This is a genomic window from Sinomonas terrae (assembly GCF_022539255.1).
In the GTDB taxonomy this organism is placed as follows: domain Bacteria; phylum Actinomycetota; class Actinomycetes; order Actinomycetales; family Micrococcaceae; genus Sinomonas; species Sinomonas terrae.
In genome coordinates this window covers 4,204,841-4,230,971 of sequence record NZ_JAKZBV010000001.1, presented here as the reverse complement: position 1 = coordinate 4,230,971, position 26,131 = coordinate 4,204,841, and the positions used below count along the sequence as shown (strand labels likewise).

The window sequence follows — 26,131 nt, the reverse complement described above, 5'->3', positions numbered from 1 at the left end:
GGGAACGCTGGCATCGCCAGTGAATGTCGCCAAGGGCCCGCACCGAGGACGGTGCGGGCCCTTGGCCATTCCCCCAAGTCTCCTATCGCCTTGCGGTCGCGTCTTCCTCTACGCCGAGGTGGCTCTCGATGAGGCCCGCGACCATCTGTCGCGCCTGGTCGAACTCGTCCCAGTCCCTCTGGGCGGCGGCAACGACCGCGCCCTTGAGCAGGACGAGGCACTGCTGGGCGAAGAAGTCTTCGTCCGGGACCCCTGCTTCCTTCGCTAGCCGGGTGATCTGCGCCTTCGACTTGGCCATGTACTCGATGCTCGCCGCACCCAACGGATGTTCGGCGCCCATTTCCATGAGGACGTGGACGAACGAGCTGCTGTCGTTCACGCCCGCCCTGAAGGCGTCGAAGAGGGCATCGAAGATGCCGAGGAGGCCTCTCGGGTCGCCGTTCTGCCGGTGGACGGCCTCCTCGATCGCGTGGCTGCGCGCCTCGTGCAGGCGTGCGAGACAGGCGAGGACGAGTTCGTCCTTGGAGTGGAAATGACTGTAGAAGGTCGCTTTCGCAACCTTCGCCTTCGAAATCAGCTCCTCGATCCCGGTACTTCGGATTCCCTGCGCGGCGAAGAGCTCGCGCGCTGCCTCCATGATCCGTTCCCGGGCACTCCTGCGCACGGATCCGTTGCTTGAATCCATCGCTTCAGGCTAGCGCGTTTGATGCAGCCCGTGGTATTGAGTCGGGGATTGTGTCAGGACAGGATCGTGTCGACCAGTCGCGCAGCGACTCGGGCCGTCCGCGAATCGAGATCGTAAGTTGGGTTGAGCTCGGCGATGTCCGCGTGCAGCAGCTTGCCGCTCGCCACGACGCGGCGGACGACGGCGACAATCACCTCGAGGGGGACGCCGAGTGCGGCTGGTGCGGAAACTCCCGGGGCGACATCCGCAGGCAGAACGTCCAGATCGATGGTCAGGTAGACGGCGTCGAGCCCCTCGAGGAAGTCCTCGACGAAGGATTCGGCGGTCTCCCGAGTCGCGTACTCGTCGAGGAGGTAACGCACGCCGAGCTCGTCCGCACGGCGGAACAGAGCGAGCGTGTTGTTGGGCCGGGAGATGCCGACGACGGCGTACTCGAGCGTGCGCCCCGCGGCGGCTTCGGCGCGGGCCATCTGGAGGAACGGTGTGCCCGAACTTGCCCTGTCCTCGGCGCGCAGGTCGAAGTGGGCGTCGAGATTGAGGACCCCCACCCGGACGCCCGAGGTGCGCTCTGTGTCGGCTACCCCGAGGTAGCTCGCGAACGCGGTCTCGTGGCCGCCGCCGAGGGTCACAGTGAGGGCGCCGGCGTCGAGGAGGGAGGCGATCACCTCCCCGCAACGTTCCTGGCCCCCCTCGAGGTCCCCTGACTCGCCATCACGCCCCGTCTCGACGACGACGTCGCCGGCGTCGAACACCTCCCGCCCAAGGTGGAATGCGAGCGGCCCGAGGGCGGCCCGGACTGCCGTCGGCGCCGCTGACGCCCCGATCCTCCCCTTGTTGCGGCGGACACCCTCATCGGAGCGAAAACCGAGGAGGACGGCTGGTCGCCGCCCGCTCTCGGCGCCCTCTACGACGGCTTCGGCAAGGTCGGTCGTGGCGCATGGCCGAACCGTCTGCCACCAGCGGCGATGCTCCGGCCCGTCGCCGTCGTGCCGCCCTGACCACGGCAGGGGTTCAATGTCGACGGGCAGCGCGAGGGAGGAAACTTCATTCATCCCACCAGCACAACGTATGGGGCGCGGGACGCGCCAGTGTTCGGAGCAGGAGATGTCTGGGGCGCCAGACCTCTGAGCGTCTCGTTGTTCGAACGGGCGGGTTGTTCTGGCCGGCCCTTCGTTCTGAGCGGCCCGTCGTTTATGCAAACACGTGTTCTATATTCATGATAGTATCTGAACATACTTTCGAAATCGAGCTTGGGGAGCATCGATGATGGGTGGACAGGTTCCAAGCCCGTTGGGGCTTGTGCCGGACACGGCGGTAGTGCTTGAGCCGCGTCCCGGTTCTCTGCTGGAGGGCTCGCTGTGGCACCCGGACCCCTCGACGCTGTCAGGTGAGCAGGCCAGACGGATCCTGGTAGATATCCGCAGGGCGAGATCGTTCTTCGCGGCGTTGGAGGCCTTGGCAGTAGAGCGGGTGCGCTTGGCGTGCGAGGAGGAGGCTCAGCGTGCGCAGGACGCTGCCGATTCAGGGCGCGCTGCTCGGAGCGAGGCGGGGGCGCCGCGGTTCGGCGGAGACGTGGGCCGCGCTCTGGCGGTGTCGGAAGTCGCGGTCGCAGGGGAGGTCTCCGAGTTCGCTGCGGCGCGGCTGCTAGGAGCGGCCGAGGCGCTTTGTGGGGCGCAGCTGGCGGTGCTGGACCGGTTGGAGGCCGGAGACTTGACCGAGGCACATGCGAGGGTGATTGCGGACGAAACGGCGACCCTGCCAATGGCCGCGGCCGAGCGGTTCGGGATCGAGTGCCTCTCCCGGCTCGAGACGCGCACGGGGCGGCGACGGTCTCCCGGGGAGTTCCGGAGGGTGGTGCGTTCGCTGCGGGAGCGGCTGCATCCGGAGTCAGTCCGGGCCAGAAAGGTGCGCGCCGAACGTGATCGGACCGTGTGGGTGAGGCCGGAGCCAGACGGGATGTGCACTCTGGCGGCATTCCTGCCGGCGGAGGTCGGGCTCGCGGCGTTCGGCCGCCTCGATGCGCTGGCCAGAGAGCGCCGAGAAGCAGACCCTGAGGAGGGACGGACCCTTCCCCAGTTGCGCGCAGACGAGCTCGCCGGCCTGGTCCTGGCGGACCCCGCGGTCCGTCAGGAACGCGCGCGTACCGCCCTCGAGTCAGCCGTGTCCGACGATTCCACTATTGGCGACGATTCCACAGGCGTGCCCGACGACTCCACTATTGGCGACGACTTCACTGTCGGCTCAGCGTCCGCTATTGGCGACAATTCCTCGGTCGGCGACATTTCCTCCGTCGGCGACGATTCCTCCGTCGGCGACGATTCCTCTTTTGGCTCGGCTATTGGCTCAGCCTCCACTGTCGGCCTGGAGGATTCGGCGCCCCGGCCCTCGGCGGAGATCGTGGTGCACATCTCGGTCGAATCGCTCCTCGGGGCTTCCGGCGATCCAGCGCTGCTTGAGGGCTATGGGCCGATCGATGCGGAGACTGCCAGAGCGCTCGCGGTTGCGGCTCCGACTTGGCAGCGGCTGCTGGAGACTCAGGACGGAGTCCCCCTGTCCTTGGGCCGCACCGCGTATCGGCCGCCGAAGGGGCTACGACGCTTCATCCGCTATCGGGATGGGACCTGCCAGTTCCCCGGGTGCTCGTCTCCAGCGGCAAGCGCCGAGATCGACCACATGGTCGAGTGGCAGGACGGCGGGGCCACGGACGCGGAGAACCTGCAGGCCCTGTGCCGGAAGCACCATGCCCTCAAGAGCCTGCGCCTGTGGCACCCCACCAGATTAGGGAACGAGGACGACGCTGCCGGCGACGCTGCCGGGGACATTCTCTGGACCTCACCCTTGGGCGGCCACGCCCTCGCTGGACCCGCCATTCACGAAATCCGCCTGTCGGTGGAGGCAGAAGCCGGAGCGCCACCCGGAGCGCCAGCCGGAGCGTCAGCCGGAGCACCAGCCGGAGCGCCAGCGGACGGGGAGCGGCCAAAGCCAGATCCCCCACCATTCTGATTCTCTGAGTCGAGCAAGAGTTGAGGAATCAGGCCTGAGCTGAGAACCCCGAATTGGCGCTACCGCCTCGGTCAGTGCTCTACCTTTTCGAGCTTGAGCATTTGAGCGATGACGGAGTCGAGCTCGGAGTCTTGGAAAATCTTCTTCCAGTCGTCCTTGATGATGGTGCGTCTGCCGTACTGGATCGCGATCTCGCAGGCCTCGGAGAACGGGTTGGAGCCGCGGAGTGCGTTCGTGAGCGCGATCTGGACGTGGCCGAACAGGATCGCCTTTGCGGCTTCCTCCGGGACGCCGACGGTGTGGACGGTCTCGTGCAGGGCCTCGTTCAGGAGGGTGCCGATCATGCACGCGACGGTCTCGACGAGGGTGGGCTCGAGGACGGCGAGCTGGTGGACGGTGACCCAGTGGACGTCGATCACGGGGGCGTACATCGTGCGGATGACAGCCTCGGCGCGCTCGCGCGCTCCGGCGGGGGCGTCGTCGTCGATCGCGGCGACGACGTTCTGGGGTGCGCCGGCGCCGCCGAAGGTGTCGGCCCATTCCTCCTTGGTGGTGCGCTCGAGGAACACCGAGGGGTGGCACGGGTGGGCGACGGCCTGGACGACGTCGTCGCGCTTGGCGAGGAGGCCGGCGTAGGCGGCGGCCGGGTCGAGGGTCAGCAGGATCGCGCCGGGCTTCAGCTGCGGCACGACGCCCTCGGAGACCTTGCCCAGGACGACGTCGGGGACGGCGAGGATGACGACGTCGGCGTCCTTGACGGCCTCCTCGGTTGGGGTGACCTCGCGGCCGAAGCCGCGTACGCGCTCCTGCCCGGCGGGGGAGTTCTCGCTGTAGTAGACCGTGTGCTCGGACTTCTGCAGGTTGGCCGAGACCCGCAGGCCCATCTTCCCGCCGGCGCCGATGACGGCTACCGTGAGCTGCCCTGTCGTTCCGTGCATCGTCGTTCCGTTTGCTGCCTCAGGCATTTCCCTTGCTCCTCAGATATTCGATGGCTTGGTCGGTCCACCGGCGCTCGATGCGCACGGTCTCCTCGGGGGTGCCCTGCCAGGGGAGCCAGTGTTCGATGATCTGGTTGATGTTGTTCTCGGCCGGTCGGATCGCGGCGGCCAGGTGGTCGTAGTCGAGGAGGCCCTCGCCCATGGGCGCGCCCGAGTAGACGAACCCGACCCAGCCGTCCTGGCGGGCGAAGGCGAAGTCCTTGATGTGCATGTTCAGCACGTGCGGGGCCACGGACTCGACGACGGCTCGCGGGTTCTCGAGCGCGGCGACGCTGTTGGCCGGGTCCGAGCAGATCCCGAGGTTCGGGCTGCCGACGGCGCGGACGACGGCGAGGAGGTCGGCGGTGGGCACCTGCTCGTAGGTCTCGAGGGCCAGCTTCACGCCTGCTTCCTCGTACTCGCCGATCAGCTCCCGCAGGATCGTCACGGCCTCGGCCACCGAGGGCGCGTGCCCGGGCCCGCCTGTGCCGGCGAAGATGTCTGGCTCCGGGGTGTTGAGCATGCTGCGCACCACGGTCGCGCCGAGCAGGTGGGCGATGTGCAGGAAGCGGCGCAGCCGTGCGGGCCGGATTCCCTTCGTGCCGACCTCGAGGGCGACTCCCCGGGCGTCGGCGTGCCCGCGGAGTTCCTTGAGCGCGACCTCGTCGAGGGTCTCGAGCGGGGCGTAGTCGCAGATCTGCAGGAGCCCCAGCCCGAGCTCGCGGGTGCGGTCGACGGCGTCGGCGAGGCTCAGCGGGTCCGGCACGCGGTCGCTGAGCTCCCAGAAGAGGGCGTAGGTGCTGAGCCCGATTCTTGAGCGACTGTCCGTGCTCGGGCCTGTCACGCTGCTCATCCTTGCGGCTCCCTTTGTGCTGGGCTCTCTTGGGCTGGGACCCACCGTTTCGACCGTAATCCCTCGGAAGGAAATTGGTCAACCGGTTGTAATTAGCAGGTTCTAGCCGTAGAACGGTCGTCAGGACCTTCCGCAAGCCCGCGGGATGCATTGGCCAGCTGGCTAACCTCTTGAGGATGGAGACCAACGTGAGTGCCGCCGTCGACCTCAATCAGGCCTTGGGCTCGATGGACAGCGCCTCGGTCGCCGCCGAGGTGGCCGAGAGACTCATGGGCGTATTCACGAGCGGCCAGATCGCACCGGGGACGAGGCTCCCGTCGGAACGGAGCCTCGCGGCGAGCCTGGGCGTGGGGCGCTCGGCGATCCGCGAGGCCCTCGCGGCACTGGAAATCCTTGGAATCGTCATCGTGAAGCCCGGCTCAGGAACGTATCTGAGGGGCGGCGCCTCGGAACTCCTCCCGAGGACCCTCTCGTGGGGGCTGATGCTGGGCGAGCCGCGCACCCGTGAGCTGGCCGAGCTCCGCGGTGGACTCGAGACTCAAGCTGCCGAGCAAGCGGCGGCCCGCATCACCGACGAATCGATCCAACGGCTGGCTAGCTTCGTGGAGACGATGAACGATTCGACTCGCGACTTCGAAACCTTCAAGGAGGCCGATGCGGCCTTCCACCGCGAGATCGCGCTCGCTGCCGGCAACAGCGTGCTCGAGGACATCCTCCAGAGCATCAGGTCGCTCCTTCGCATCTGGGTCGACCGTGGGCTGCGCGACGAGGAGCACGCGGCCCAGGCCGCGAGGGAGCATTCGGCAGTCTTCGAAGCGATCAAGGGGCGTGACCCCGAGGCTGCACGGCGCGTAATGCAGGAGCACATGGCCACCGCCACCCAGCGGCTCATTTCCGACTTCAACCCTTCCACCGACTAGCACCGCGGCGCACGCTGTCCCTCAGAAGGGACGGCGGCCGAAGCGGGGGACAGGATCACCTTGACGGGGCACGCCTCTGAAGGCACTCCTACCCTCGGCCTCTCTTGGGGCCCTTGGGCCTTCCAGTTGCGCGGCGACGAGATCGCTGCGATCTCGTATGCCGGCCTTCCTGTCCTCAGGGGGATCCGCGCCGTCGTCCGCAACCACAACTGGCTCACGCTCGCCCCTGAAGTCGCCGCCGTTGAGGTCCGGGAGACGGACGAGGCTCTCGCCGTTGAGCTCGAGGTGGCGTGGAGCGGCTTTGGGGCCCGCTATTCGGGCCGGGCGGAGGTGCGGATCGACGACGACGGGGTCGCGGTCGCGTTCCACGGCATCGCCGTCGAAGAGTTCCTGGGCAACCGCGTTGGACTCGTCGTCCTCCACCGTCCGGACGACGCCGGGCGTCCCGTCGTCGTCGGGCACCCGAACGGGTCACAGACCGAGGCTCCATTCCCCAGGGAGATCAGTCCGCACCAGCCGTTCAAGGGCATCGCGGGCATGTCCTGGGACCGGGACGGGACGACGTTTGAGCTCGCGTTCTCCGGAGACGTGTTCGAGACCGAGGACCAACGCAACTGGACCGACGCCTCTTTCAAGACCTACAGCACCCCGCTCAGCCGGCCCTTCCCTGTTCGGTACGGGGCCGGGAGCCGAGTCGAGCAGTCGGTCCGCCTCAGGGCGGTACAGACGGTAGACGTCGGCGATGCTGTGGTCGGCCGGGTCCCGGAAATCGGCTTCTGTCTCGAGGACCCAGCGAGTGCCGTGCTCGAGACGCTGCCGGGCCCGCTCGTGCTGGACGTCAGCCTGGCACCCCAGCCTGGGGACGGAACAGTGGCGCCGTCGGAGGCGCTCAAGGCCTCCGAGCACGCGGTCCACGGGATCGACCTGCGCATCGTCGCTCGCACCGCAGCCGAGGCTACCGCGATATTGGACGCGATATTGGACGAGATCCCCGCGGAGAAGGTCCTCCGGCTCACGGTCTTCGACCCCGTGACCCACTTGGCGAACGCCGAGGTGCTAGAAGTCTTCGCCGACCACGCACGCAGGCTCGGCTACCGCGGCAAGATCCTCACCGGTGCCCGCAGCCACTTCACCGAGCTCAACCGCAACCCGCATGTCCTCTCCGGCGGCTACGACGGGACGGTCTACTCGGTCACCTCTCAGATGCACGCTGTGGAACCGGAGTCCGTGATGGAGACGGTCGCGATGCAGCCTCTCACGGCGGCCCAAGCGTTCAGGCTCGGTGGAGGGCGACCCCTCCACATCGGCCCGATTACGATCGCCCCGCGCTTCAACGCTGTTGCCACCGATGCGCCGCGCGACGACGAGCTGCCCCAGCCCAGCCCTCTCGCCGCCCGGCCCCTCGGCGCCGCGTGGGCCCTTGGCAGCGTCGCTGTCCTCACCCTCCCCGAGGTAGCCTCCCTCAGCTACGGACTTCCCGGGGGCGCGGAGGCGCCGATGGCTCGGCTTCTGACCCAACTCGCCGGACTCTCCGGGTCTGAGGTTCTTTCAACAGCCACCACCGCGACAGGCCCTGTGGCCTACCCCGTACGATCCGGCCCCGCGATCACGTGCTTCCTTGCCAACCCGAATCCCTGGCCTATCGAGGTCAGGCTCACGGGGCCCGACGGCCAGACCTGCGAGACGTGGATTCCCGGTTGGGATACCACCGTCCTCACCATCTGAAAGGATCACTCCCTATGACCAACCGTCTTCTAGGCAAGACCGCCCTCGTCACGGGTGCCGCCTCCGGAATCGGCCGCGCCGTCGCCAGCCGCTTCGTCGCCGAGGGCGCCGTGGTTTACTTCGCCGACGTGAACCTCGAGGGCGCTCGGACTGCCGCGGGGGACACCGGCTCCGAGAATGCCCACGCGGTCCAGTTGGACGTCTCAGACGAGCCCAGCGTCGAGGCTGCGTTCGCCGAGGCGATCCGTTGTGGTCCGCTTGATATCGTCGTCGCCAATGCCGGCGTACAGCTCTTCGGCCAAGACGCCCGCGTCGGCGACCTTGACCTCGAGGTCTGGGAGAAGACCATCCGGATCAACCAGCGTGGCGCATTCTTGACGCTCAAGTACGCCGTACGCGCCATGGCCGGGCGCGGCGGCTCGATCATCTGCACCGGAAGCCCCACCGCCGTCGTCGCCTGTGGGCAGACCTTTACCGCCTACACGAGTTCCAAGGCAGGCATCCACGGTCTCGCTCGTGTCGTCGCGGCCGACTATGCCAGCGAAGGTATCCGGGTCAATACCGTCATCCCCGGCTACACCGAGACGCCCCTCGTGCGGGCCATCGCCGAAGACCCAGCCCAGCGCGCTGGTCTCGTCGACGCCACCATGCTCGGGCGGCCCGGCCGCGCTCAAGACCTCGAAGGGATCATGGTCTTTCTCGCCAGCGACGACTCCGCCTACGCCACCGGGGGGCAGTTCACTGTGGACGGCGGCCTCACCGCCCTCTGAGTCAACCGCCGTCGGCCCTTACAACGCCGCCAGCGGCTCCTCAAACGTGACCCTCATCGCGACGGCCCGAGGCGGGACCCCGAGCGACGCTGCTGCGAGCTTGCGGGCGTAGAGTTCGACGCGCTCGGCGTCGTTGGTCGCTGCCGTCTGGCCCAGCTCGGGGATGGCGATCTCCCACAGATGCCCGTTCCGGACTGCCCTGGCCTCGAACTCGCGCTGTTCCATCATGTCCTGCCTCCTTGATGGCTCTTGCCTCGGCTCATTACCCAGCAGTAGCCAGCTTGATCAGCTTGATCAGTTGCCCAGCTTGATCAGTTGAATTGAGCACGGGCGTGGCCAGCCATGACGCGATTTTGTGACCGGCTCTTGCCAAGCTCGCGTCCCATACCTAGATTCTCTAGGTATGGGACGAAGTGGAGTCAACGGTCAGCTCGATCTCCTGCTGCTCGCCTCGCTCGGAGCGGGCGAGACGCACGGCTACGCACTTATCGCACGCATCCATGCGCGCAGCGGGGAGCGCATCGAGCTGCAAGAGGGTTCGGTGTATCCGGGGCTCCACAAGCTCGAAGGCGCGGGCTGGGTCGCGAGCCGCTGGGCGGACGACGACGGCGCCCGCCGCCGCGTCTACGCCTTGACGACGGCGGGGCAGACCGAGTTGGCCCGACGCGCCGAGGAGTGGCAGGGTTTTGCCGCTGGCGTCCGCGGTGTTCTGGGGGCGGCGTCATGAGGGAGCATGAGTCGCCGATCGCGGAGGGACCGCTCGATCGCTACCTCGACGAGCTGTTTGTCGCGCTGAGGCACGGTGAGGCGCCCTCCGCCCGGCGATTGTTGGCCGAGACCGAGGCACACCTTCGCGAATGTTCCGCTCGCCTCAGAGCGCAAGGCATGGACCCTGAAAGCGCCGAACGGGAGGCGATCCGGCGGTTCGGACCCATCGAGGCAGTCACACCCGCTCTCCGCTCTCCGCGGCTCCCGCTGCGCGCCTTCCTGCGCCCCGCCGTCGGACTCGCTGCCGCCGGTGCCATCGCCGTCGGCGTCAGCGGAGCGCTCTCCGAACTCTTCGGGCGCCTCTGGGGTGCCGGCTTCGTCGCGGGGGACCTTCCCGGCAACGCCTACACGGCCGCTCGCTGCGCCGTGTATCAAGCGCCGTACCCGGGCCTGGACTGCCTTCATGCCGCCGCCGAACACCACTGGGGCGAGGTGGTCGAGTACCGGGTGGCGCTCGGCATCCTCGGGCTTCTTCTCCTGCTCGTGTGGCGGTTCCTCCCCAAGTCGGCTCCGCTGCCGTCCGGCCTCGCCCCCACGCTCGCGGCCGCGGCGTTCTTCCTCGCAGCCGCCGCCACGGGGTTCGAGGCCCTCAATGCAGCCCTTCAGGGATGGGGTGGCGCGGGCGCCTGGTTGAGCGCCGCGGCAGTGTCCCTGCCGCTCGCGGTCGCGTTCGGGCTGATTGCGCTCCAGAGGCTGCGACCTCGGTTGGCTCCGGCCTAGGTGTAGGCCCAGGGTCTAGAGGCCCGGGGTCTAGAGGCCCGGTCTAGAGATCCAGCTCAGACTCCCAGAGCCTGCTCGATCGGCCCGAGGGCGAAGAACAGGAGGAACGCCGCGGCCACCGCCCACATGAGCGGGTGGACCTCCTTGGCACGGCCCTGGAAGAGCCGGACGAGCGCGTAGCTGATGAACCCGGCGCCGAGGCCGTTCGCGATCGAGTAAGTGAACGGCATGAGGGCGATCGTGAGGAACGCGGGGATCGCGATTCCCAGGTCCGCCCAGTCGATCTTCGTGACCTGCTGGAACATGAGGAAGCCGACCACCACGAGCGCAGGGGCAACCGCCTCGAACGGCACGAGGTTGATGAGCGGCGTCAGGAACATCGCGAGGATGAGCATGAGGCCCGTGACGACGGACGCCAAGCCCGTTCGAGCCCCCTCGCCGATGCCCGCGCCCGACTCCACGAAGATCTGGTTGGAGGAGATCGACGAGCCGCCGCCGGCGATCGCGCCGAAGGCGTCGACGAGGAGCACGCGGTCGACGTTGGGGATGTTCCCCTCGGCGTCGATGTTCCCGGCCTCGCGGGCGAGGCCCACCATCGTGCCCATCGCATCGAAGAAGATGCTCAGCAGGATCACGAACGCCATGAGGATCGCCGCGAGAGGACCGAGGTGTGCGAACGCTCCGATGGGGTTCGCCTGGCCAATGAGGCTCAGGTCGATCGGCTGGACGTTGCCGAGACCGGGGACGACGAGGGACCAGCCAGCAGGGTTCGGCTTTTGACCCGCGCTCGGGCCGATGTGGAACACGGCCTCCAGGATGTTCGCGAGGACGGTTGCCCCGAGGATGCCGATGAGGATCGCGCCACGCACGCGGCGGACCATGAGGGCGATCGTCAGGACGAGGCCGACGACGAAGACGAGCGTCGGCCAGCCGATGAGACGGCTGTCGACGCCGAGGCCGAGCGGCACGGTCGTACCCGCGGCGTCCGGCAGACGGCGCACGAAACCGGCGTCCACGAGCCCGATGAGGGCGATGAAGAGGCCGATGCCCACAACGATCGCGGTCTTCAGCCCCTCTGGGACGGCCCTGAACACGGCGGTGCGGAATCCCGTGAGCACGAGGATGAACATCACGATGCCGGCGACGACGACGATGCCCATCATGTCCGGCCACGTGACGCCGGGGTGGGTGGCGATCGTGACGGCGACGAAGGCATTGACGCCGAGGCCCGTCGCGAGCGCGAACGGGTGCTTTGCCCACACGCCCATGAGGATCGTGAGCACGCCGGCCACGAGCGCGGTGGCTGCGGCGACCCTCGGGATCCCCAGCGTGTGCCCCGAGGAGTCCGCACCCGAGAGGATGAGCGGATTGAGGACGACGATGTAGCTCAGCGCGAAGAACGTCGCGAGGCCACCGCGGATCTCGCGGCCCACGCTCGATCCCCGCTCCGTGATCTTGAAGTATCGATCCATCGCACTGGTCGACACAGTGGTGGTTGTCGACATAGAGGTCCCCTTGGCTTGGTGGGAGGATATCGTGGTTATCTTAATGCCCTGTGGACCCATCCCTATGCGAATTCGCGAGAAATGTGATCGACAACTCTGAATTTAGAGGGTGGAAAAGGAGACTGCGGGGAGTAGCTTCGGTTACCCTCTCCGCGGCGCTTCTGGCTCTCCTGCTCATGCTCGCCCCCGCGGACGTGAGCATCGCCGACTCCAGCCAGCCCACGCCGTCGCCCGTCGCAGCGTCCGCGTCCGCAAGCAGCGGCTCGGCCGTGCCCGGGATGCAGCCCGCGGCGCCGGGGGCATCGCAGACCCCCCCGGCCGCACCTCAGGCGCCTGGCAACCCGCTCACGTGGATCTTCATCGTGTTCGGGGTGCTCGGCGTCGTGCTCCTGATTGCTTGGGCCGTGCTCGCACGCCGGGCGAACGACGACGGCGATCCCGGAGACTCAGAGAGCGGCGACTAGGCCATTCGAGAGGCGCCCGGAAACCGTCGCGACGGCCTTGCCGACGGCCTTCGCCTGGCGGAGGAGCTCTCGAGTCGACGGTGACGAGAGCTCGGCGACACCGATGAGGTACAGCCCGATCCCCGCGAGCTCCTGGACGAGCGTCTCTCCGAGGGAGAAACCCAGATCGGCGAGGAACCGGCGGAACTGGTTGTGGGCGCACCGCGTGAGGACGACGGCGTCGGCGAAGATCACGCCCGTTTCCGTGCGGACCGCCCAACGCAGCCGGGACTTGGTCTTCGGGTGTTCGACGAGCGCGAGGTGCTGGGCGCTGACCGTGGTCCTGACGTCGAGGCCGAGGCTTGCGACGTGGTTGCGCAGGTGGCGCATGACTTGCAGGTACTCGGCGGAATCGTCCGAGGAGAGGTCCGTGACGCGCAGCGCCGTCGTCATCGTGTTCGGCGCGCCGGATTCGAGGCCATGCACCGTCACTGTCTCGACGCCCCGGCGGCTCAGCTCGCCCGCGACAGCGAGACCAGAAAGGCCGGTGCCGATCACGACCGCGGTGGTCGACTCCGACGTGGTCGACGGCGACGTGGACACAGGCCGACTCTCCTCCGTTTGGCGGGCAAAAGGACTTGGGTGCGTCGTCCCCCGGGGAAGCACCTTCGGAAGACTACCCGGATTCTTGACGGACCGGTAGGCCCGTCCCACTCGTGGGGACCCGCGGTCTCGCCCCGCCGCCGTCGGAGCTTGACCAGCCCTGTAAACAGACCACCATTGTCAATTGAGGGGCCGTTTCGCCCCACAGGGCCCGATGCGGCTCACGGACGAGGAGGACGCCATGGCAGACCAGCCCGAACGCGAGACCGGCCAGAGCCTCGGCGGGGATGCGCCCCTTCCGACAGGCATCGTCGTCGGAGTGGACGGTTCCGATCACGGGCGCTGCGCGCTCATCTGGGCCGCGAAGGAGGCGCAGCGGCGGAGGCGTCCGCTCCACGTCGTGACCGCGTACAGCGTCCCCATCTTTGCCGCGTCCGGGCTCGACGGCGGCTACTCGACCATTGACGACACGGTCATCCAGGACGGCGCCAAGGCCGTCCTCAAGGAGGCGGTCGAGTCCCTTGAGGCGTACGACGACGTCGAGATCACCTCGTCCGTCGAAAGCGGGGACGCCGCTGGGGTGCTTCTCCAATTCTCGGAGACCGCCGAGCTCCTGGTCTTCGGGACGCGGGGGAGGGGCGGCTTCGTGGGCCGTCTCCTCGGCTCCGTGAGCAGCGCGCTTCCCGCTCACGCGAAGTGCACGACCGTGACCGTTCCGCTGCGTTTTGCCGAGCGGCTCGGCGAGCGGGTGGGGGATCGGCGGATCCGCGACGAGGAGGCCAGGGAGAGCCCGAAAGAGGTTGAGCATGTCGTAGCCGTCGGCGTAGACGGCTCGGAGCAGGCCCGCGCCGCGGTGCTAGTGGCCGCCGAGGAAGCCATGCTGCTGGGCGTGCCCTTGCGGGTCGTATGCGCGGTGCCGCAGTTCAGCGGGAGCCTCGCGTGGGTCCCGGCACCCGTCGACCGCGATCAGCTGTTCCGCGACATCCAGGCTCAGCTCAAGGCGGGAACGGCGTGGCTCCAGAGCCATTTCCCCGACCTCGAGGTACAGACGAGCCTTGTGGATGGCGCACCTGTGGACGTCCTCGTGGACGTGAGCCGCGCCGTCGAACTGCTGGTCGTCGGCACCCGGGGGCACGGCGGATTCGCTGGCATGCTCTTGGGATCGACGACCGACGGCGTCCTGCACCATGCGAAGGGCCCCGTCATGGTGGTGCCCGATCACGAGGACGCGCGGCTTGCCGATCGGCCCAAGTTCGGGCCGATGCTCACGCCCTGACGACTTGTAGCGCTCGAGCTCTCAGTAGCGCGCCACCGTGCTCTCAGTAGCGGGCCACCGTGGGCCATACGCCCGACATCCACGCGAGCGGCGTGACCGTGATGCCATCGCTCGGGTTGAGGGCGTTCACGATTTGGCCGTTCCCGATGTAGATGCCGACGTGGTAGAAGTTGCCGGGCGTGCCGAAGACCACGAGGTCTCCCGGCTGGGCCGCAGAGAGCGGAACGTGGACCGGGGCGGAGTCGTACTGCTCGGTGGCTGTGCGGGGGACCCAGATGCCGGCTGCATTGAACGAGTACCAGACGAGGCCTGAGCAGTCGAAGCCGGTGGGCCCGGTTCCGCCCCAGACGTAGTAGTTCGGGGCGCCCACCTTGGACATCGCGACGTCGATGGCAGCCTGAATGCCGGAACCGGTCGGCTGGGGTGCGGGTGCGGGTGCGGGTGCTGGTGCCGGTGCTGGCGCCGGGGCAGGTGCTGGCGCGGGAGCCGGGGCCGGGGCAGGTGCTGGTGCGGGAGCCGGCGCGGGAGCCGGTGCGGGGGCTGGGGCTGGGGCAGGCGCGGGAGCCGGTGCTGGTGCCGGTGCGGGAGCCGGCGCCGGTGCAAGCGACGAGGGCTGGCCGTTGGAGGCAGGCTGGAGGACCGACGCCGACTGGCCCGAGCTGTTCACCGATGTGCCCGCCGCGCCGCTTCCGCTCGTCGCCGCCCCAGCCCCTTGGGCCGCCTGTGCCTGAGTCTGGTTCTGCGCCTGAGCCTGGTTCTGTGCCTGGGCCTGGCTGTTCGAGGCATTGCTCGAGGCATTGGTCGATGCGGCGAGGAGGGCCGCGTACTGCTGCTGTTGCCGCTGGCGCACTAGCCCGGCCACGCGCTCCTGCTCGAGCGCGACGGTCGTGTTCTGGAGGGTCGCGAGCTGCCCCACGAGGGTCGTGTGCTTGGCAGTCGCCTGCTGGACGGCCGTCTGATATGAGGTGTTTGCGGCGTCTGCCGCCGACTTGGCCTGCTCGGCTGCCTTGGCGGCGTCGTCCGCTGCCTGGGCCGCCTGGTCAGCCTGGTCACTCAGCTGCTTTGCGGCTTGGGCCGCCTGCTGCGCCGAGTTGAATGCTGCGGCGCGGCGCTCGTCGATCGATTGAAGCGCCGCAGCGCGGTCCAGGACCGCGCCGGCCCCGTCGGCGACGAACGCCTGGACGTTCGGGTTGAGGCCGCCGCTTCGGTAGAGCTCGGCCGCAAGGGCTCCGACTGCCTTGCGCGCGGCCTGATCGGCGGCGGCGGCGGTGTCGGCCTTGGATCGGGCCTGCTGGGCTTGGGTCCGGCGTTGGTCGAGGGTCAGGAGCGACATGCTGTAGGCGTCGTTGGCGCGCATCGCATCCGTGGTGCTGCGGGCGAGCGCGTCCTGGGCAGTGAGGATGAGGCCTTCGACCCGGCTGACCTCCGCCGCAGTCGAGTCGGCGTTCGCCTTCGCGGCGTTGATCTCCTGAGGCGTCGGGATGCTCGGATCGTCTGCGGTCGCCGGGCCTGCGGCGAGCGTGAGGACAAGGGCCGCCGCCGCGCTGATCGCGGCCAATGGCCGCCCGGCGGACTTCACGTTCATCTCCATGCATACCTCGTAGCCTCGACGCTTTCCCCGGTCGAGGTTACGGACCAATTGTCACAATTGCAACAAGGGTCACAGACGTAGCTTAAACAACAAGAGTGTCATTTCGTTGCAGAAGTTGCCGCGTGTCGCAGGAGGGGTCACCCCCAGCCGAGCTCGTGGAGCCGCGCGTCGCTGATGCCGAAATGGTGGGCAACCTCGTGGACGACGGTCACGAGTACCTCGTGCTCGACATCCTCGCGGTTCCGGCAGATTTCGAGGATCGGCTCGCGGAAGATCGTGATGCGGTCGGGGAGGGATCCTGCGCCGTACCACGAGTCCCGCTTCGTTAGGGGGATCCCCTCGTGGAGGCCGAGGAGCACCGTGTGGGGGTCGTCGTGAGGGCCCGGGTGGTACCGGTCTTCGATGAAGACGGCCACGTTGTCCATGTGCGACGCGAGCCGCCGCGGGATGCGGGCAAGGGCCGCGTCCACCGCTTCCTCGAACTCGTCCTCGTCCATCCAGGCGCCCATGTGCGCCATGCTAACTAGGCGATTTGTGGGCGACGGCGGCCACACCGTATAGTTTTCTGCGTCCACTTCGACTGGGATGCCCCGCAAGGGGAGTCTCGTGAGGTTCTCTGGCCCCCATCGTCTAGCGGCCTAGGACACCGCCCTTTCACGGCGGCGGCACGGGTTCGAATCCCGTTGGGGGTACAAGATCTGGTTTTGGATCACGACCTGCGGGTCTGCTAGGATTTAGATCTTGTGAGCGAGGTAAGTCTCGGACACAACAAGGCCCTGTAGCGCAGTTGGTTAGCGCGCCGCCCTGTCACGGCGGAGGTCGCGGGTTCAAGTCCCGTCAGGGTCGCTTCGGCGACTGGCCCCGGTCATGTTGCCAACGGTGATTGACTCACCGGGGCTCTGTAGCTCAGTTGGTAGAGCGTTCGACTGAAAATCGAAAGGTCACCGGATCGACGCCGGTCGGAGCCACTAAAACCCCCGGGAAACCGGGGGTTTTCTGTTTCTAACAGTCAGCCGTCCCGCAGAAACCCCGCACATTCAGATCAGCCCCTCGAGCCGCTGGCCCATGACCTCGGCAGCCCGCGTGGATCCTTTGAGTGTGTTCATGTAGACGTCCTGGGTCATCGACGGATTCTCGTGCCCGAGGTAGTCCGCGATCTCGGTGGCGGACAGCCCCTCCTTGTCGAGGATCGTCGCCACGGTCTTGCGGAACGAGTGCGTCGACAGCCCGGGGTAGCCGAGCAGGACGCGCCGGTCCCGGATCTCGCGCTGGGTGTTCGACGGGTCGCGCAGGCGCATCAAAGGCGTCGGGAACACCAGTGTGGTGAACTCCTTCAGACGGTCGTGCCGGCGCCGGAGCAGGTCCATCGTCCTTGCTGGGAGAGGAGTGACGCGTGCGGACTTCTCAGTTTTGGGAAACTGCTGCCGGACCACGCCCCTGCCCTTCACCCGTACGTTTATGGCCTCTACAGCGGCAGTGCCGACCGCGAAGTCGACCGAGGCGATGTCGAGGGCGCAGGCCTCCGCCACACGCCAGCCGGAGGAAAGCATGAACTCGATCAGTTCGACTGTGTCCCACTTCTGCAGATCCGCGTCGGCACGGGCCTTCCTAAGGAACGTGGCCAGCTCCCCGATTGGGATTGCGGCGCTGCCGCGCTTCTTCCCCCTAGCGCGGGAGATCCGATCCAGTTCACGCACAGGGTTCTTCTCGATCGCGCCGTTGACCACGGCCAGCGCCATCATGCCGCTCAGTGTGGACCGGCAGTTCTTTGCAGCGCCTGCCCCGCTCTCCTTCTCGACGCGGTTGAGGAAAGGCTGCAGGCGTTCCGGCTTGGCCTCGGCGACCGTGAGGTCGCCCAGCCTTGGTGTGATGTGCGCGGAGACGGCATAGCCGTAGGTCTCCAACGTGCCCTCGGATCTGCCTACGTCACGCTTGGCATCCAGGAACATCTGCGCGAGGAGGCGCAAAGATGTGGTCGGCTTCAGCTCACCGCCCCGATCCGCTTCGACAGTCATGAGCGCGTGCTTGAGCGCCGAGATCGCCTTCGCCTTGCTCGGAGCGTATTTTTCGACCTGACGCGCCTTCCCGTCCGAGAATCGGTAACGCGTGCGTGCCCGCCACTTCCCAGGCTGAAGTTCGGTCGTGTTGATGGTGCCGTAGGTTCCGATTCCCATTCTCGGTCGAGCCATCAGCGCCGCTCCTTCAGGGATTCTCGCATCTCATCAACGAGCACACGGGTGACGCGGCCGCGGGCCTGCGGCGTGCTATCAGGACCAGCCCTCCTGGACGACTCGTCCTCGAGGGGCCGCGCCCAGAGATCGTGAGCCAACTGGCGCAGGTGTGCGGCACTGATGCCGAGCTTCTTCGCGGCGCGCTCTTCGGCCAGGCTCGCTGCAGGGCGCCTGTCCCTGAGCCGGCGGTTTGGCTCGGGCGGCATCTGAGCCTGCTCGACAAGCTGGTCGAGGTGTCCATGTCGCTGCTCACGCGTCAGCTTTCGGCCGCGCATCTCTCTCAACGTGCGCAGGACCTCGTCCTCCAAACCTTCTTCCACACCGTCGTCGTGCTCGGCGTCGAGGGCGTCCGCTTGGGTGCCTTCGCCCACGGTCACCTCCTCGCCCCGGAGTGTGGAGTCGATCCACGATCGATCGACCGGATACTGGTTATCGGCCGCGAGAGCGAGGACCTCGGAGTCGCCGAGCAGGTCCGAGAGCTTCAACGGCCGACCCATGAGGTGTCCCAGGGCGAGCGCCAGGAGCAGCAGGGTTGGCAGGGTGAGCGATGCCTGCCCGCGTTCGATGTTTCGGACGCTGCTGGCGCTCCAACCTGCCCCGTACGAACGTGCGGCGCCGGCGATCTGATCCAAGGTGAGTCCGTGCTCGCGCCGGACGCGCGTAACGAACGCTCCGACGGCGCTGGGTATGGTCTGGGGGTCACTCATATCGACAGTCTATGCAACTTGTAGAAGCCGGGACAAGCTGTTAGTGTCGGGGACAAGTCGTAGAACCTGTAGAAAGAGATGGCGATGACCGTACGTTTCGCAACGGGAGCAAAAGCGCTCCTGACGGCAAAGGACCTGTCCGCGCAGACGGGCTGGTCGGTGTCGACGATCTACCGCAAGCGCTCGCTCGGGGAGTCGCTGCCACGTGCCGTCAAGATCGGCGGACATGTGCGTTGGCGCCAGGCCGACATCGACGCGTGGATAGAGGAGCAACTGGAGCCAGAGCGGGGAGGCGCGTCGCGATGAGCGGACGAAAAAACCGCCCCAGTGCTGGTGACACTGAGGCGGCCAACAAGCTCCGGACGGGCTCTGAAGAAGATCTTAATGGTTCTGCCCCCTGCATGCCAGAGGGAGTTGGGTGATGGCCGAGACTCAGAATGAGATCATCTCGAAGGTCACCGCGGGTTACCTCGCCGAACTGGACCCGGCGGACCCTCCCGGGCCCTTCGAGGTCGAGCGTACCCTGATCGACCGGGTGAACAAGGAATTCAGCGTCGAGAATGCAGGCCGCGTCCGTGGCAATAAGATCCCGCTGCTCCAACAGCTCACCTACTCGCAAATCGCTGAAGTTCTCATGATCTTGCACCACGCCCGACGCATCGCTCCGATTGGCCAGGATCGGGATGAAGATCATCCACTGCTTGGCATCTACAACCCGGCAACCGGCCTTCACGACACAAGCGATACGTCGATCAAGTCAATGGCCCGCCGCTACAATCGCCACCTCAGAATCAGCGGGGCAAATGAGGTGCTAGACCTGCTTCGGGGTGCGGCCCCGTGGCGCACTGTCTGCGATGACCACGATCTCGTCGCGGTGCAGAACGGCATCTTCGACTACAGGACCAAGACGGCGCATGAATTCACGCCCGACTACGTCTTCCTCGTCAAGACTCCTGTCGCCTTCGACCCTGGGGCCGAGAGTCCAGTCATAGCTATGCCTGACGGCGAACTGTGGGAGGTGGAGGGGTGGATGAGATCCCTCTCCGACGATGCCGAGGTCGTGGAACTGCTCTGGCAAGTCATCATCCGCTATGGTGTCAGGTGGAACAAAGCGGCTTTCCTCTACTCGGAACGGGGGAACAACGGCAAAGGGACGCTTCTCCAGCTCATGCGCAACCTGTCGGGCAAATGGGCCAACCTGCCGCTGAACAAGATCGCTGAAGAGTTCATGCTCGAGTTCCTGATTGGGGCCCAGTCGATCCTCACGGACGAGAACCCTGTCGGGAACTTCGTCACCGACTCGTCGAGGTTCAAGGCACTGATCACACATGATGCGGTGACTATGAACCGCAAGTTCATGCGTGCTGTGAACTACCAGTTCTGGGGCTTCATGGTGCAGTGCATCAACGACCTGCCCCGCTCAAAGGACAAGTCTGAGAGCATCTATCGCCGGCAGTTGTTCATTCCGTTCGAAAAGTGGTTCGGCGGTACTGAGCGGAAGTACATCAAGGACGACTACCTGCACCGCCAGGATGTCCTCCGCTATTTGCTGAAGAGGGTTCTGGTCGACATGCCGGACTACTATGAGCTCGCTGAGCCCGCTGCATGCAAGAGGCTCCTCGCCGAGCATCAGGTCAACAACGACCCCGTGCGCGAATTCTGGGAGGAGTTCGAGGACCGGTTCCTGCTCGACATGCTGCCAGTTGAGTTCATATACGACCTGTACGTCGCCTGGTCAGACCGCACCAACCCGGGTGGGGCGAAGATGGAGACGCGGGCCTTCATGAAGCAGATCGATGTGTTAGCCAAGTCGTCGGACGTCTGGGCTCGCGAGCTTGCGCCCAACGGCGAGGAAACCAAGCGCTACGACGCTTCGTGCATCAACGGATGCCGTGAACCCCTCGTGCCGGAGTACGAGCTCAAGCGATGGTCGAACCGCACATACAACTTCGCCGGAACCAGCCTTCACAGGGAGCTCGTACAGGCGCCTACCCAAAAGCTGCGTGGCTTAGTGCGTCGCCAAACGGCCGCAACTAGCGTCGCCGCGGCAGCAGGCGACGACGATGCCTGACCCAAACCTGCCCGGACCAGCACGGCGTGGACAAGTTCGCGAACGCCCCAGCTGGATCACCACATGGCCGTAACGCTCCACATACGAAGGACCGGTAACGGACGAAGTTTCAGCTGATCGGCGCCTTGGCTGACGCTTCCAGGAACAGAAGCACGATCCGGGCCTAGGTGGCCCTGACGTTCAGCGCCGCCGCCAGGCCCGGGGCCTTTGAAGCGCACCGCCGAGGAGGTCGCCAGAGACCTGGCCTCCCGCCTGTCCGGGCTGGCCGAGCGGCTGGAGTCCAACGGGGGCAGGGGCCTGCGCGCTGCCTGCGCATGAGCTGTTCGAGCTCGTCAGGATCGCCTACGGCCCGGCACCCGCGCGCCTCATCGAGGAGGCGCAATACCAGGGCACCCCGGTCGAGCTGGGCTGGGGCGACGTCGGCCCCGCCGCTCACCAGGCGAACTGGGCCGACTACCGCCGCGACTCCGGGCATTCAGGGCCGTGAACGTGTGCCGCTGGCGCGAGCTGCCGAACCTGTACAGCCGCTACGGCTCCCGCACCGCAGCCTTGTCCTGATGACCATCCTGCAGCCCTGGTCCCAGGGAGTGGAAGCCTGGGCACGGACGGCATGCGCAAGCTCTGGAGTGCGGCGAACAGCAAGGTCTACGGCGGCGGCGTCGCCGAAGCCGACTTCCTCGGCGAGCTCGCCCAGACCATTGGCGGCTACCGCTACTCCAACGCCACCCGCTCCCGGCAGGGCGGCACCTGCTACAGCCACCGCGACGACCGCAAGGAGCGCATCCTCGACGTCGCCGACCTCGCCGCCCTTCCCAGGGGCCGGGCCGTCATGTTCGCCTGCGGCGCCCCAGCCGCCCTGCTGAAGATCGTCCCGTGGAAGGACGGACCCCACGCCGACGCAGTGGCCGCCGCGTCCGGCCGTCGCCCACGACGCCGCCACCTGGACCGCGGTCCGCGAGGCCTTCAGGCCGCCGCAGGAGCCTCGGATCCATCAAAGGGAAGACGAGACCGAGACGGAAGAGAGGGTGCGCGCGTGATGCTCTACCCCGACGTGGCCGACTTCGTCGGGGACCAGCTGGCCGTGACGTACCGCAAGAGGATCGATCTCACCGCCGGGATCACCTGGTGCCCCAAATGGTGGAAGTATGCCGGGGCCATCAGCCCCCTCGAAGCCCTCGGGAGCTGAACCCGACGTAGGCCACCGTCTGGCCCGCTGGCTTGCGCTGCATAAGGTCAGGACTTTGTGCCACAGGTGTAGCTGAAGTGAGGATTGGGACCCTACTGCATCGCGCGCAGTGGTCGAACAGCAGCGTCCCAATACGGTGCACGCAGAGCAACGGTATGGCCGAACTCCGTGCCTCGGGGGCGAGGAACTGGCGTGAGGGATTCATTCTGACGGCTCTTGCTTCTTGCTCGCCTGTTCGCTGGGTTCCCGGATGCCGCCGATCGAGAGGTGCCGCTGGTGGGCGAGGCCGACCCAGTGCAGTTCGATGCGTCTAGACGACGGCGGCTCGTGCGGCGGCACTTGGGGCTTCGGCTGCGTTGGATCCTCCACCTATTCGGCTTCCAACGATTCGAGGAGCGTGCTCACGGAATCCGCGGTGAGGGGGCTGCGGGGGAAGGCGGCGAGTCGGTTGAGGGGGAAGTTGCCGATGAGGGAGCGTCCTTCGGGGTCGGTGAGCATCGCGGCGAGTTGGTTGCCTTCGGCCGCTGCCTGTTCGAGGAGGCTGCTGAGGGCTGGGCCGCCGGCGGGGTGGGCGAGCCATTCCTCCAAAGTGGAGCCGGGGCCGAGGGGCAGGGTGAGGTCGTGGCCGTCGAGGCGGACGACGGCGGCCTGGCGGAGGTCGCGCGAGGAGGCCCCGACCTCGACCTGGTAGTCGCCGCCCTCCAGGACCCATCTCTCCAGGACGGGGTGCCAGATCATCAGGTCCTCTCGGCCGATGCGGATCTCGACCCGCTGGGTCTCGCCCGGGGCGAGGTCGACGGCGGCGAAGCCCTTCAGCTCCCGCCGTGGCCGCACGAACTCCGAGCCGGGGAGGGCGGTGTAGGCCTGGACGATTTCGCGCCCTTCCCGGTCCCCGGTGTTGGTGACCTCCACGCGAACAGCGATCCCGCCGTCGTCCGCTTCTGCGGTGAGGTTGGCGTATTCGAAGGCGGTGTAGGAGAGGCCGTGCCCGAAGGGGTAGGAGACCTCGATCTCGCGGGCGTCGTAGTAGCGGTAGCCCACGAAGAGGCCCTCGCCGTAGCGGACGCGGGAGAGCTCGCCGGGGAAGTCCAGGTAGGCGGGGGTGTCCTGCAGCCGGGCCGGGATGGTCTCGGCGAGCCGGCCGGAGGGGTTCGTCAGCCCGAAGAGGACGTCGGCGGTGGCCGGGCCGCCGGCCTGCCCCAGGAGCCAGCCCTCCAGGACGGCCGGGACCAGGTGGTCCCAGCCGGCGGTCTGCACGACCCCGCCGTTGGAGAGCACGACGGCGGTGGCCGGGTTCGCCTCTACCACCGCGTCGAGGAGGGCACGATGGGCGGCGGGCAGGGCGATGTTCTTCCGGTCGTAGCCCTCGGACTCGAGCTCGGAGCCGAGGAACAGGACGACGGTGTCGGCGGCGCGGGCGGCTTCGGCGGCCTCGGCGATCAGCGCCGCATCGGGTTCGTCGTCCCCAGTGGTGTAGCCGGGGGCGAAGGCGACCTCGCCGGCGGAGACCTCCCGGATGGCATCGAGGGCGTTCTCCAGCCTCGTCGGGTTCACCAGCGAGCTGCCCCCGCCCTGGTAGCGGGGGGTGCGGGCGTACTCGCCGACCACGGCGATCCGGCCTGTGGCCTGAGGGTCGAGGGGCAGGAAGCCGTCCTCGTTCTTCAGCAGCACGATGCTGCGCCGGGCGGCCTCGAGGGCCAGGGCGTGGTGGGCGTCGGCGTCGTACGACCCGCCCGCCTCCCGGGCCGCCTCGGTGCGGTCCGCCAGCTCGAGCACCCGGACCGCTGCGGTGTCCAGCACCGCCTCGTCGAGGGTGCCGTTCTTGACCGCCTCGACGATCTGGGCGTCGGTCACGCCGCCACTGGAGGGCATCTCCAGGTCCAGCCCCGCGGCCAGGCCGGCCACGCGGTCGTTGACCGCTCCCCAGTCCGAGACCACGAGCCCGGTGTAGCCCCATTCGCCGCGCAGGACGTCGGTGAGCAGCCAGGGGTCCTCGGAGGCGTAGACCCCGTTGATCCGGTTGTACGAGCACATCACGGTCCAGGGCTGGGCGGCGCCGACGACCTTCTGGAAGCCCCGCAGGTACACCTCCCGCAGCGGGCGGGGGTCGACGTCGGCGCTGACCCGGACCCGGTCGGATTCCTGGTTGTTCACCGCGAAGTGCTTCAGCGACGCCCCCACGCCCTTCGACTGGATCCCGGCCACGAGGGCGGCGCCGAGCTGGCCGGTCAGGACCGGGTCCTCGGAGAGGTACTCGAAGTTCCTCCCGCCCAGCGGGGAGCGCTTGATGTTGATCCCCGGCCCCAGCAGCACCGAGACCCCGCCCGCCCTCGCCTCCTCGCCCAGCGCCGCCCCGACGCGCTCAAGCAGCTCCGGGTCCCAGCTCGAGCCCAGCCCCGCGGCGGGCGGGAAACAGGTGGCGGGGACGCTCGCGTTCAGGCCCACGTGGTCATCGCCCTCGGCCTGGCGGCGCACCCCGTGCGGGCCGTCCGTGAGCAGCATCCCCGGAACCCCCGCACCGGGCACCGGCTTGGTGTTCCAGAAGTCCGCCCCCGAAGTCAGGGACGCCTTCTCCTCCAGGGACAGGGAAGCGAGCTTGGCGGCGTGCGATTCGGGCGAGGTGGTCATCGTGATCCTTCGGAGACGGGGAGGTGCAGGGGCACGGAATCGGCAGGCGAAACCGCTGTGGTCGTGGACCATGACTGAGCTTTCAATGCTCGAGACGCGTCGGCTTTGCGCTTAGGAGGACAGGAGGCTCCGAACCGGGTTCGATGCGTCTGCAAGCGGTTGAACGCGCATCGAATCAGTGGAGGACGACTTCCTCCACCGGGTAGCGCGGGTCGACTTTCAGATCCAGTCCGGGGACCTCAGCGAGGGTGATGTAGCCGTCGGTCGCGGCCGGCTCGCCCGAGAACACCCATGCCGGCAGTTCGTTGCCGACCTCGATTGAATCCAGCGGGAAGTGCTCGGCCATCGGACAGGCGGGCTGCGAGGTGACCAAGTGGTAGTTGTGCTGTTGGCCGCCGTGAGGGACCAGCGGTACACCGCGGCTCTCCGCCAGAGCGGCGATCTTCCGAGCCTGAGTGAGTCCGCCCACTCGGTTGGTGTCGCATTGCAGGACATCCACCGCGCGCCGATTCAACAGGTCAGCGCATCCGGCTAGGGTGAACTCGTGCTCGCCGCCGGCGATCGGGATCGAGGTCAGGCCGCGCAGCGCTGCGTACCCCTCGACGTCGTCGGGGACCAGCGGCTCCTCGATCCAGGAGACATCGAACGGTTCCAACATCCGCAGCATCTGCTTCGCGTACGGCAGATCCCAGCCCATGTACACATCGCCCATGATCTCTACGTCCGGTCCGACCGCCTCCCGGACGGTGCGCATCAGCTCGACGTTGCGCAGCATCCCCTGCCGCCCGTCGGCGGGACCCCATACGAAGCGCTGTTTGACTGCGGTGTAACCCTGGTCCCGGTAGCGGACGGCCTCGGCGGCGAGGTCCTCCAAGCTCCCCTGCGCATACAGACGACTCGCGTAGACGCGGATGGTGTCGTTGCGTCGGCCGCCGAGGATGTCGTATACAGGGACGTTCAGGTGGCGCGCCCATGCGTCCCAAATGCCGATGTCGACGGCACTGATGGCCGCCATTCCGACGCCCTTGCGGCCGAACGCCACGGTCGAGCGGTACATGAGCTGCCAGATCTGCTCGATGTCGGCAGCTCGCCGTCCGACGACGAGGGGCGCCAGGTACTTTTCAACCACGCTGGCCCCGAGCACGGCGGCAAGACCTGTGTTGCCGTAGCCGATTTCACCCGTGGAGAGCTCTACCTCCACGACGAGCCACTCGCGGAAGCTGAACGACCCTTCCAGCGGGGCGTCGCCCAGCCAAGAGCGCAGAGGATTCGCGTACGGAACAGGCGTTGGCGTGTCTACGGCCCGAAACAGCCGTGGTGTGATGCGCGTGATGACGACATCGGCCATCTGAACTCCTTTGTGATTGCGTGGCCCCGTCCAGCTGTAGTCGGCCACGGACGGCCGCGGGTCGGTTTTTAGAATAGTGGATTATAATTCCAATAGCTGCAAGTAACTTCGGTATGGGTTC

At 67.3% G+C, this 26,131-nt stretch carries 25 protein-coding genes and 3 tRNA genes; 14 read left to right on the top strand and 14 right to left on the bottom strand.

What is annotated here, in order from left to right; genetic code table 11:
• Positions 1–82: 82 nt before the first annotated feature.
• Positions 83–685 carry a TetR/AcrR family transcriptional regulator gene (locus L0M17_RS19615; RefSeq protein ID WP_241056050.1) on the bottom strand — a complete coding sequence of 201 codons (603 nt, stop codon included), beginning with the start codon at positions 683–685 and terminating at the stop codon, positions 83–85.
• Between the two features lie 53 nt (positions 686–738).
• Positions 739–1,737 (bottom strand): formimidoylglutamase, encoded by a 999-nt coding sequence (hutG, locus tag L0M17_RS19610; RefSeq protein ID WP_241056049.1) that lies wholly within the window; start codon positions 1,735–1,737, stop codon positions 739–741.
• Between the two features lie 211 nt (positions 1,738–1,948).
• On the opposite strand from hutG, the gene L0M17_RS19605 reads away from it, so the two are divergent.
• Positions 1,949–3,688 carry an HNH endonuclease gene (locus L0M17_RS19605; RefSeq protein ID WP_241056048.1) on the top strand — a complete coding sequence of 580 codons (1,740 nt, stop codon included), beginning with the start codon at positions 1,949–1,951 and terminating at the stop codon, positions 3,686–3,688.
• A gap of 71 nt (positions 3,689–3,759) precedes the next feature.
• Here the strand turns inward: L0M17_RS19605 and L0M17_RS19600 are convergent, their stop codons facing one another.
• Positions 3,760–4,653, bottom strand: a complete 894-nt coding sequence (locus L0M17_RS19600) for a phosphogluconate dehydrogenase C-terminal domain-containing protein (protein WP_241056047.1) — start codon at positions 4,651–4,653, stop codon at positions 3,760–3,762.
• The gene (locus L0M17_RS19595) at positions 4,646–5,518 is read right to left on the bottom strand and encodes a sugar phosphate isomerase/epimerase family protein (protein WP_241056046.1); all 873 of its coding nucleotides are present in this window, start codon (positions 5,516–5,518) and stop codon (positions 4,646–4,648) included. Before L0M17_RS19595 ends, L0M17_RS19600 begins: the two co-directional genes overlap by 8 nt.
• Positions 5,519–5,694: 176 nt before the next feature.
• On the opposite strand from L0M17_RS19595, the gene L0M17_RS19590 reads away from it, so the two are divergent.
• From L0M17_RS19590 to L0M17_RS19580, 3 genes are read left to right on the top strand one after another with little or no spacing between them, the layout of a single operon-like run.
• Positions 5,695–6,438: a FadR/GntR family transcriptional regulator gene (locus tag L0M17_RS19590; RefSeq protein WP_241056045.1), complete on the top strand. Its 744-nt coding sequence runs from the start codon at positions 5,695–5,697 to the stop codon at positions 6,436–6,438.
• 60 nt (positions 6,439–6,498) lie between these two features.
• Positions 6,499–8,163, top strand: a complete 1,665-nt coding sequence (locus L0M17_RS19585; protein WP_241056044.1) for a D-apionate lactonase family protein — start codon at positions 6,499–6,501, stop codon at positions 8,161–8,163.
• Between the two features lie 14 nt (positions 8,164–8,177).
• A complete protein-coding gene (locus tag L0M17_RS19580; protein WP_241056043.1) occupies positions 8,178–8,933 on the top strand; it encodes an SDR family NAD(P)-dependent oxidoreductase in 756 nt (251 codons plus the stop codon).
• 18 nt (positions 8,934–8,951) lie between these two features.
• Here L0M17_RS19580 and L0M17_RS19575 read toward each other — a convergent pair whose 3' ends face one another.
• Positions 8,952–9,161: a hypothetical protein gene (locus tag L0M17_RS19575; protein ID WP_241056042.1), complete on the bottom strand. Its 210-nt coding sequence runs from the start codon at positions 9,159–9,161 to the stop codon at positions 8,952–8,954.
• 175 nt (positions 9,162–9,336) lie between these two features.
• Between L0M17_RS19575 and L0M17_RS19570 the strand changes: the two genes are divergently transcribed.
• Together L0M17_RS19570 and L0M17_RS19565 are read left to right on the top strand one after the other, a co-directional pair.
• Positions 9,337–9,660 (top strand): PadR family transcriptional regulator, encoded by a 324-nt coding sequence (locus L0M17_RS19570; RefSeq protein WP_241056041.1) that lies wholly within the window; start codon positions 9,337–9,339, stop codon positions 9,658–9,660.
• Positions 9,657–10,421 carry a permease prefix domain 1-containing protein gene (locus L0M17_RS19565; RefSeq protein ID WP_241056040.1) on the top strand — a complete coding sequence of 255 codons (765 nt, stop codon included), beginning with the start codon at positions 9,657–9,659 and terminating at the stop codon, positions 10,419–10,421. Before L0M17_RS19570 ends, L0M17_RS19565 begins: the two co-directional genes overlap by 4 nt.
• A gap of 56 nt (positions 10,422–10,477) precedes the next feature.
• Here the strand turns inward: L0M17_RS19565 and L0M17_RS19560 are convergent, their stop codons facing one another.
• Positions 10,478–11,926, bottom strand: a complete 1,449-nt coding sequence (locus L0M17_RS19560; RefSeq protein WP_241056039.1) for an NCS2 family permease — start codon at positions 11,924–11,926, stop codon at positions 10,478–10,480.
• Positions 11,927–12,120: 194 nt separating this feature from the next.
• Here L0M17_RS19560 and L0M17_RS19555 point away from each other — a divergent pair, with 194 nt between their 5' ends.
• Positions 12,121–12,390 (top strand): hypothetical protein, encoded by a 270-nt coding sequence (locus L0M17_RS19555; RefSeq protein ID WP_241056038.1) that lies wholly within the window; start codon positions 12,121–12,123, stop codon positions 12,388–12,390.
• On the opposite strand, the gene L0M17_RS19550 is transcribed toward L0M17_RS19555, so the two are convergent.
• Positions 12,373–12,972, bottom strand: a complete 600-nt coding sequence (locus L0M17_RS19550; RefSeq protein ID WP_241056037.1) for an FAD-binding protein — start codon at positions 12,970–12,972, stop codon at positions 12,373–12,375. The two genes, L0M17_RS19555 and L0M17_RS19550, sit on opposite strands and share 18 nt — an antisense overlap.
• A gap of 241 nt (positions 12,973–13,213) precedes the next feature.
• Here L0M17_RS19550 and L0M17_RS19545 point away from each other — a divergent pair, with 241 nt between their 5' ends.
• Positions 13,214–14,248 (top strand): universal stress protein, encoded by a 1,035-nt coding sequence (locus L0M17_RS19545; RefSeq protein ID WP_241056036.1) that lies wholly within the window; start codon positions 13,214–13,216, stop codon positions 14,246–14,248.
• A gap of 43 nt (positions 14,249–14,291) precedes the next feature.
• Here L0M17_RS19545 and L0M17_RS19540 read toward each other — a convergent pair whose 3' ends face one another.
• Both L0M17_RS19540 and L0M17_RS19535 read right to left on the bottom strand, forming a co-directional pair.
• A complete protein-coding gene (locus L0M17_RS19540; RefSeq protein WP_241056035.1) occupies positions 14,292–15,839 on the bottom strand; it encodes a C40 family peptidase in 1,548 nt (515 codons plus the stop codon).
• 137 nt (positions 15,840–15,976) lie between these two features.
• A complete protein-coding gene (locus L0M17_RS19535; protein ID WP_308196904.1) occupies positions 15,977–16,357 on the bottom strand; it encodes a metallopeptidase family protein in 381 nt (126 codons plus the stop codon).
• A gap of 101 nt (positions 16,358–16,458) precedes the next feature.
• Here L0M17_RS19535 and L0M17_RS19530 point away from each other — a divergent pair.
• The 3 genes from L0M17_RS19530 (at position 16,459) to L0M17_RS19520 (ending at position 16,807) form a co-directional block, all read left to right on the top strand.
• Positions 16,459–16,531 (top strand) — tRNA-Glu (locus tag L0M17_RS19530).
• An 80-nt stretch (positions 16,532–16,611) separates the two neighbouring features.
• Positions 16,612–16,685 (top strand) — tRNA-Asp (locus L0M17_RS19525).
• Positions 16,686–16,734: 49 nt separating this feature from the next.
• Positions 16,735–16,807, top strand: a tRNA-Phe gene (locus L0M17_RS19520).
• Positions 16,808–16,876: 69 nt separating this feature from the next.
• On the opposite strand, the gene L0M17_RS19515 is transcribed toward L0M17_RS19520, so the two are convergent.
• Positions 16,877–18,028, bottom strand: a complete 1,152-nt coding sequence (locus tag L0M17_RS19515) for a site-specific integrase (RefSeq protein ID WP_241056033.1) — start codon at positions 18,026–18,028, stop codon at positions 16,877–16,879.
• A complete protein-coding gene (locus L0M17_RS19510; RefSeq protein WP_241056032.1) occupies positions 18,028–18,777 on the bottom strand; it encodes a helix-turn-helix domain-containing protein in 750 nt (249 codons plus the stop codon). The genes L0M17_RS19515 and L0M17_RS19510 overlap by 1 nt, the downstream gene beginning before the upstream one ends.
• An 84-nt stretch (positions 18,778–18,861) precedes the next feature.
• Here L0M17_RS19510 and L0M17_RS19505 point away from each other — a divergent pair, with 84 nt between their 5' ends.
• From L0M17_RS19505 to L0M17_RS19495, 3 genes are all read left to right on the top strand, one after another.
• Positions 18,862–19,083 carry a helix-turn-helix transcriptional regulator gene (locus tag L0M17_RS19505; RefSeq protein WP_241056031.1) on the top strand — a complete coding sequence of 74 codons (222 nt, stop codon included), beginning with the start codon at positions 18,862–18,864 and terminating at the stop codon, positions 19,081–19,083.
• A gap of 115 nt (positions 19,084–19,198) precedes the next feature.
• Entirely contained in the window at positions 19,199–20,848 is a 1,650-nt protein-coding gene (locus tag L0M17_RS19500; protein ID WP_241056030.1) for a DNA primase family protein, read from the top strand.
• Positions 20,849–21,458: 610 nt separating this feature from the next.
• Positions 21,459–22,034: a DUF4913 domain-containing protein gene (locus tag L0M17_RS19495; RefSeq protein WP_241056029.1), complete on the top strand. Its 576-nt coding sequence runs from the start codon at positions 21,459–21,461 to the stop codon at positions 22,032–22,034.
• Between the two features lie 201 nt (positions 22,035–22,235).
• Here L0M17_RS19495 and L0M17_RS19490 read toward each other — a convergent pair whose 3' ends face one another.
• From L0M17_RS19490 to L0M17_RS19480, 3 genes are all read right to left on the bottom strand, one after another.
• A complete protein-coding gene (locus L0M17_RS19490) occupies positions 22,236–22,403 on the bottom strand; it encodes a hypothetical protein (RefSeq protein WP_241056028.1) in 168 nt (55 codons plus the stop codon).
• Positions 22,404–24,662 (bottom strand): beta-glucosidase family protein, encoded by a 2,259-nt coding sequence (locus L0M17_RS19485; RefSeq protein WP_241056027.1) that lies wholly within the window; start codon positions 24,660–24,662, stop codon positions 22,404–22,406.
• Between the two features lie 175 nt (positions 24,663–24,837).
• Positions 24,838–26,010: an enolase C-terminal domain-like protein gene (locus L0M17_RS19480; RefSeq protein WP_241056026.1), complete on the bottom strand. Its 1,173-nt coding sequence runs from the start codon at positions 26,008–26,010 to the stop codon at positions 24,838–24,840.
• Positions 26,011–26,131: the final 121 nt, after the last annotated feature.

What these genes read in the sequence shown, in the direction of transcription:
- L0M17_RS19615 (WP_241056050.1), bottom strand. Translation starts at nt 685, where the DNA reads ATGGATTCAAGCAACGGATCCGTGCGCAGGAGTGCCCGGGAACGGATC.
- L0M17_RS19570 (WP_241056041.1), top strand. Translation starts at nt 9,337, where the DNA reads ATGGGACGAAGTGGAGTCAACGGTCAGCTCGATCTCCTGCTGCTCGCC.
- L0M17_RS19495 (WP_241056029.1), top strand. Translation starts at nt 21,459, where the DNA reads ATGCGCAAGCTCTGGAGTGCGGCGAACAGCAAGGTCTACGGCGGCGGC.
- hutG (WP_241056049.1), bottom strand. Translation starts at nt 1,737, where the DNA reads ATGAATGAAGTTTCCTCCCTCGCGCTGCCCGTCGACATTGAACCCCTG.
- L0M17_RS19595 (WP_241056046.1), bottom strand. Translation starts at nt 5,518, where the DNA reads ATGAGCAGCGTGACAGGCCCGAGCACGGACAGTCGCTCAAGAATCGGG.
- L0M17_RS19590 (WP_241056045.1), top strand. Translation starts at nt 5,695, where the DNA reads ATGGAGACCAACGTGAGTGCCGCCGTCGACCTCAATCAGGCCTTGGGC.
- L0M17_RS19600 (WP_241056047.1), bottom strand. Translation starts at nt 4,653, where the DNA reads ATGCCTGAGGCAGCAAACGGAACGACGATGCACGGAACGACAGGGCAG.
- L0M17_RS19575 (WP_241056042.1), bottom strand. Translation starts at nt 9,161, where the DNA reads ATGATGGAACAGCGCGAGTTCGAGGCCAGGGCAGTCCGGAACGGGCAT.
- L0M17_RS19480 (WP_241056026.1), bottom strand. Translation starts at nt 26,010, where the DNA reads ATGGCCGATGTCGTCATCACGCGCATCACACCACGGCTGTTTCGGGCC.
- L0M17_RS19515 (WP_241056033.1), bottom strand. Translation starts at nt 18,028, where the DNA reads ATGGCTCGACCGAGAATGGGAATCGGAACCTACGGCACCATCAACACG.
- L0M17_RS19505 (WP_241056031.1), top strand. Translation starts at nt 18,862, where the DNA reads ATGACCGTACGTTTCGCAACGGGAGCAAAAGCGCTCCTGACGGCAAAG.
- L0M17_RS19560 (WP_241056039.1), bottom strand. Translation starts at nt 11,926, where the DNA reads ATGTCGACAACCACCACTGTGTCGACCAGTGCGATGGATCGATACTTC.
- L0M17_RS19535 (WP_308196904.1), bottom strand. Translation starts at nt 16,357, where the DNA reads ATGGCGCACATGGGCGCCTGGATGGACGAGGACGAGTTCGAGGAAGCG.
- L0M17_RS19485 (WP_241056027.1), bottom strand. Translation starts at nt 24,662, where the DNA reads ATGACCACCTCGCCCGAATCGCACGCCGCCAAGCTCGCTTCCCTGTCC.
- L0M17_RS19605 (WP_241056048.1), top strand. Translation starts at nt 1,949, where the DNA reads ATGATGGGTGGACAGGTTCCAAGCCCGTTGGGGCTTGTGCCGGACACG.
- L0M17_RS19565 (WP_241056040.1), top strand. Translation starts at nt 9,657, where the DNA reads ATGAGGGAGCATGAGTCGCCGATCGCGGAGGGACCGCTCGATCGCTAC.
- L0M17_RS19540 (WP_241056035.1), bottom strand. Translation starts at nt 15,839, where the DNA reads ATGGAGATGAACGTGAAGTCCGCCGGGCGGCCATTGGCCGCGATCAGC.
- L0M17_RS19545 (WP_241056036.1), top strand. Translation starts at nt 13,214, where the DNA reads ATGGCAGACCAGCCCGAACGCGAGACCGGCCAGAGCCTCGGCGGGGAT.
- L0M17_RS19580 (WP_241056043.1), top strand. Translation starts at nt 8,178, where the DNA reads ATGACCAACCGTCTTCTAGGCAAGACCGCCCTCGTCACGGGTGCCGCC.
- L0M17_RS19510 (WP_241056032.1), bottom strand. Translation starts at nt 18,777, where the DNA reads ATGAGTGACCCCCAGACCATACCCAGCGCCGTCGGAGCGTTCGTTACG.
- L0M17_RS19500 (WP_241056030.1), top strand. Translation starts at nt 19,199, where the DNA reads ATGGCCGAGACTCAGAATGAGATCATCTCGAAGGTCACCGCGGGTTAC.